1 protein-coding gene is annotated in these 464 nt (G+C 51.5%); it reads left to right on the top strand.

The features are described from left to right. On the top strand, nucleotides 1-464 hold a 464-nt coding region (locus NE664_13790), incomplete at both ends, for a RelA/SpoT domain-containing protein (protein ID MCQ4727705.1).

The raw sequence follows: 464 nt of genomic DNA on the forward strand, positions 1-464 counted from the left end.
TGGAATCCGCCCTTCAGGCAGCCGGTATCCGTGCCATGGTGACTTCCAGGGCCAAGAATCCTGTCAGATTAAAAAGCAAGGTACAGAGAAGGAACAGCCGGCGGACGGTTCCTTATAAAAATATGAGGGAGATTTACGAGGATATTGCGGATTTATCAGGCGTCCGGGTGTCTCTCTACTTCCCCGGAGACCGCGACAAGGCCAACAGCCTGATCGCTGATTTATTTACCATCATTGAGACGAAGCAATTCCCGGAACAGTCGAAGCCGCCTACCTACAACAAACGATTTTCCGGCTACTGGGCCAACCATTACCGCGCCCATATGAAGGAGGAATCCTTAGACAAGACGCAGCAAAAATACGCCACCGCGCGAATCGAGATTCAGGTGGCGTCTGTTTTGATGCATGCATGGTCTGAGGTCGAACATGATCTCGTTTACAAGCCGCTTTCAGGAACCCTGTCG

It is taken from the genome of Anaerotignum faecicola (assembly GCA_024460105.1).
Lineage (GTDB): Bacteria > Bacillota > Clostridia > Lachnospirales > Anaerotignaceae > JANFXS01.